This window comes from uncultured Kluyvera sp. (genome assembly GCF_902485085.1).
Taxonomy (GTDB): Bacteria; Pseudomonadota; Gammaproteobacteria; order Enterobacterales; family Enterobacteriaceae; genus Kluyvera; species Kluyvera ascorbata.
In genome coordinates this window covers 1-4,914 of the sequence record NZ_CABTJS010000104.1, presented here as the reverse complement: position 1 = coordinate 4,914, position 4,914 = coordinate 1, and the positions used below count along the sequence as shown (strand labels likewise).

Genomic DNA, 4,914 nt, shown 5'->3' with positions numbered 1-4,914 from the left:
TGAGCCTGATCGCCGGTAATAAACAGCATCGGGCGCGGCGAGATGGTTTCAATATCGTTGAACGGATAGAAGTTCATAAACTTGCCAATACTGCTCAGCATCGGTTTCGTCGTCAGTTCCTCTTTCTGACCCTGTGGGGTATAGCCGCCGTGTTCGGTGCGGTAGAAATCAAAGAACTCGCGCTGAATATCCGGTGTGGAGTCATCCAGTTTGTTCACGGTGCCAGGGATATAAGCCGTCTCGCCGCCCTTAAACTCGGCTAACCGTTGCTCAATGGCTGACTGGATAAAGGCCTTACGTTGTTCTCCCGTCTGGGAATGATTAAGGCCATTACGGAACGCGCTCCCCATGTCATACATGCTGACCGTGGCAATGGCTTTCATACGCGGGTCAATCTTGGCGGCACTGATAACAAAACTTCCGCTGCCGCAGATACCCAGCACGCCAATGTTTTCTGGATCGACAAACGGCTGTGTGCTCAGATAATCAACCGCCGCGCTGAAATCATCTGTGTAGATTTCCGGTGAAATCAGGTGCCCCGGTTTGCCCTCGCTTTCTCCCCAGAAAGAGAGATCGATAGCCAGCGTGACAAAACCCTGCTCCGCCAGCTTCTGCGCATAGAGATTTGAACTCTGTTCCTTAACGGCTCCCATCGGGTGACCAACGACGATCGCCGGGTGTCGGGTGTTCTGGCTCATCGTTTTCGGGATAAACAGGTTGCCGACCACGGCCATCTGATACTGGTTTTTAAAGGTGACTTTTTGCTGCGTCACCTTATCGCTTTTATAAAAATTATCGGCCCCACGGGACATATCCGTCGCAGAGGAAGCAAATGCACTGATCAACAGCCCCAGCGCTAACGTAAATTTTTTCATGATGATCTCCTTATCATTAAGCCAGGGTGGCGTTATCAATGACAAACCGGTAATGCACATCGCCCCTGAGCATGCGCTCATAGGCATTGTTAATCTGGTCGGCGCGGATAAGCTCAATGTCGGCGACAATGCCGTGTTGGGCGCAGAAATCGAGCATCTCCTGCGTTTCAGGAATGCCGCCAATCATCGATCCGGCAATCGATCTGCGCTTCATGATAAGGCTGAACACTTCTGGCGAGCCATGCGGCGTGGCCGGCGCACCCACCAGGGTCATCGTGCCATCGCGTTTCAGCAGCGCAGTGAACACATCGAGGTTATGCGGCGCAGCAACGGTGTTGAGGATAAAATCGAAGCTCTTTGCATGGGCTTCCATTTCGCTGGCATGACGGGAGACCACCACCTCATCTGCACCAAGCGCTCTGGCGGCGTCACGTTTGGACTCAGACGTGGTAAAGGCCACGACATGCGCGCCCATGGCGTGCGCAAGCTTGATCCCCATATGCCCCAGTCCACCGATACCGACCACGCCGACCTTTTTGCCGGGGCCCGCCTGCCAGTGACGCAGCGGTGAGTACGTTGTGATCCCTGCGCACAGCAGCGGAGCCACGGCGGCTAGTTGCTCTTCTGGGTGAGTGACGCGCAGGACATAGCGCTCATGCACCACAATCTGCTGCGAATATCCGCCCAGCGTGTGGCCCGGCGCATCCGGCGTCGGGAAATTGTATGTCCCTGTCATATGGTCGCAGTAATTCTCCAGTCCGTCGTCACAGTCACTGCAGTGCCGGCAGCTGTCGACAATGCAGCCGACCCCCACCAGGTCCCCTGCACAAAAACCGGAGACGTGATCGCCAACGGCCACTACACGACCGACAATTTCATGTCCCGGTACGCAGGGATAGAGCGTTCCAGCCCATTCAGCGCGTACCTGGTGGATATCCGAATGGCAGACTCCGCAGTACGCGATATTAATCTGCACATCATGGGCACCGGGGGCGCGACGGGTGATATCCATCGGCTCCAGCGGCAGTGTGCCCGCATGGGCACCGTAAGCTTTAACTGTCATGGCATTACTCCTGGGTTTATGAATGGTCTGCGGCAGAAGTGTCTGCCCGCGAGGTCAGAAAGATCAGCACGGTTGCGATAATCAGCATCGCGGCGCTGGCCAGGAAGGTGCTCTGGTAGCCGTGATGGTCGAAAAGCAGGCCGCCCACCGTCGAACCGAGAGCAATGGACAGCTGCACCATCGCCACCATCAGTCCGCCGCCCGCTTCGGCATTCTGCGGGAAGGTACGCGGAACCCATGCCCACCATCCCACCGGCGCGGCAGTGGAAATCATCCCCCACAGCCCAAGCAGCGCCGTCACGATGGCTACCTGACTGCCGAAGGCAATCAGTGCCAGCGCGGTGATGGCCATCAGTACCGGGATGGCCATCAGGGTCGGGTAGAACCCGCGTTTCAACACCCGGCCAATCAGCGTAGTGCCGATGAAACCCGCGACACCAATAACCAGCAGGACCAGGGTCACCGTTGCGTCATCCACCCGCGTCACCGTCTCAAGGAAAGGCCTGATGTAGGTAAAGAGCGTGAATTGCCCCATAAAGAAGATCCCCACACCCAGCATGCCCAGCGTGACCACCCGGCGACGAAACAGCGTGAAAACGTTGCGGGAAGCCGCCGCCTGACGGGTGACCGACATGGAAGGCAGACTGAGTAATTGCCAGACAAACGCGATGATGGCGACCGGCACCAGGCAGAAGAAGGCGCCCCGCCAGCCAACAACCGATCCGAGCCAGCTGCCCAGAGGGGCAGCCACGACGGTAGCCAGAGCATTGCCGCTGTTGAAAATAGCCAGCGCCAGCGGAACACGATGTACTGGGACCAGACGCATTGCCGTCGCGGCCGACATCGACCAGAACCCGCCGACCACAATGCCAATCAGGGCCCTGCCCGCCATATAGGTCAGGTAATTGGGTGCCATCGCAATAACAGCACCGGAAATTGCCATAATGCAGGTCAGGCCGAGCAGCAGAGTTTTCCGGTTAAGCGTGCCTGCCAGCACGGAAATAAACAGGCTGGTTACCACTGCAAATGCCCCGGAAATAGCGATGCCCTGTCCGGCCATGCCTTCGGTGACACGAAGGGTCTGCGCCATCGGTGTCAGCAGGCTGACCGGCATGAATTCGGAGGCGATCAGGGCGAAGACGCACAGCGTCATGGCAAAGACACCACTCCAGTGCGCAGACTGTTTCCCGCTTCCGGTTTTTTTTCTGTTTTCGTCTGTCTTATTACTCATTCAGGGATTTCTTTTCAGTAGATAACATGAAGTCTGTGCCCCGGAGCTTTCAGCGCTGCAGGAAGAGCTGAAACGGCATACGGGGACGGGATAAGAGGGATAATCGCGGTACGGAAGGTGCTGCGGGTCAGTTGGCGACCCTGATCTGCACCGCAAGAGGTCCGTGGCGCTGCAGGACCGGCAGTCCGGAATCCACTTTCCCTAACGGGATCAGTGAACGGGCGTAAGCCCTGCCCCGGGCAAAAATCGCCAGGTTGCCCCAGGGCACGTAGTAAGTGATATCTCCGGCTTCCGGCGTCATGCCGTCCGGTGCCTGCACCGTGGAAAGCCTGCGCGGCAGGTAGCTTATACGCTCAATATCGTCATAGTCTTCCAGCGTCAGGCTGAGGGGAAGCAAAGACGCAAAGTCCCGGCCTGTCGGCGTATCAAAGAGGGTGGCGGTGGCGGTTTCTCCCTCCACAATGATCTCAATTTTCATAAGCGCCTCCTGCGCCACTCCCCAGTCGTTGTCACCCGCCATAGCGGACTGCGTGACGAAAAGCAGGCCGGCAAGGAGCAGCAGTGATGTTCTGCGGTAAGCGTTTTGCATAAGGGTTAGCGTTGACTTTTTCATCGCATTATTGTTACCAATATGCAGCGGGTTAACTAGCTAATGAATACTTAATACCCTTATAAGTAAAATTTAGAAATGGACCGGAAACGAGCATGGCCAGACGCAATCTCAACGACTTACTCTCTTTCGTCACCGTGGCGCGTGAGGGCAGCTTTACGCGCGCTGCCGCCCAGCTCGGCGTGACCCAGCCCGCACTGAGCCAGGCGATTTCCGGGCTGGAAGAGCGGATGCAAATCCGCCTGCTGACAAGGACCACGCGTAGTGTGTCAGTGACGGCTGCCGGGGAGCGCCTGCTGCAGTCTGTGGGACATCGTATTGATGAGATTGAAGCCGAGCTGGACATGCTGACGGCACTGCGTGATAAACCTGCCGGGACCGTCCGTATTACATGTGGACCTAATGTTCTGAAGACCACACTGCTGCCAAAGCTGACACCACTGTTACGCGAATATCCTGATATTCATATTGAGTTTGATGCCAACCACGGCTTCCGGGATATCGTTGCGGATCGTTTTGATGCCGGCGTGCGGCTCGGAGACACTATCGACAAAGATATGATAGCCGTACCCATTGGCCCGAAACTGCGCATGGCGGCTGTAGCTTCCCCTGAGTATTTCGCCCGGTGCGCCGCCCCTCAGACGCCACGCGATCTGATGCAACACTGCTGTATTAATGAGCGCATGGTTCAATCGGGGAAAATTTACGCCTGGGAGTTTGAGCAGGAAAACGGTAAATTTCACGTTCGGGTTGAAGGGCAACTGACGTTTAACACATCGGAACACGTCGTTGACGCAGCTCTTGCCGGACTGGGCATTGCCTTTTTACCTGAAGAGGAGTTCGGCACACATCTGCAGGAAGGAAAACTGATCCGCGTGCTTGAAGAATGGTGCCGTCCTTTTCCCGGCTACTATCTTTATTATCCCAGTCGTAAACAGCCTTCCCCAGCGTTTTCACTCGTTGTGGATGCGTTGCGTATTAACCGGAAAATTTAACGCTGAATTATCGGGCCAATATTTCAAGAACGGACGTGAACGTCCGCTTCACGCCCTGAGACATTCGACAAGTTTTTTATGGCTTCAGTAAGGGCGACTTTCGCGCTTCCAGTGCCAGCAAATATTTCGCTTCGTCGTAC

General features: G+C 56.1%; 5 protein-coding genes. 1 reads left to right on the top strand and 4 read right to left on the bottom strand.

Annotated elements, in window-relative coordinates; translation table 11 throughout:
- The 4 genes from RDN66_RS12250 to RDN66_RS12235 all read right to left on the bottom strand — a co-directional run.
- A partial coding sequence (locus RDN66_RS12250) for an alpha/beta hydrolase (protein ID WP_308537881.1) occupies window positions 1-875 on the bottom strand: 875 nt, incomplete at its 3' end.
- Window positions 876-891: 16 nt separating this feature from the next.
- Window positions 892-1,938, bottom strand: a complete 1,047-nt coding sequence (locus tag RDN66_RS12245) for an NAD(P)-dependent alcohol dehydrogenase (protein ID WP_202215950.1) — start codon at window positions 1,936-1,938, stop codon at window positions 892-894.
- A 16-nt stretch (window positions 1,939-1,954) separates the two neighbouring features.
- Window positions 1,955-3,169 (bottom strand): MFS transporter, encoded by a 1,215-nt coding sequence (locus RDN66_RS12240; protein ID WP_202215951.1) that lies wholly within the window; start codon window positions 3,167-3,169, stop codon window positions 1,955-1,957.
- Window positions 3,170-3,296: 127 nt separating this feature from the next.
- Entirely contained in the window at window positions 3,297-3,782 is a 486-nt protein-coding gene (locus RDN66_RS12235; RefSeq protein ID WP_227675088.1) for a cyclophilin-like fold protein, read from the bottom strand.
- A gap of 92 nt (window positions 3,783-3,874) precedes the next feature.
- On the opposite strand from RDN66_RS12235, the gene RDN66_RS12230 reads away from it, so the two are divergent.
- Entirely contained in the window at window positions 3,875-4,774 is a 900-nt protein-coding gene (locus RDN66_RS12230; RefSeq protein WP_035897671.1) for a LysR family transcriptional regulator, read from the top strand.
- Window positions 4,775-4,914 lie beyond the last annotated feature (140 nt).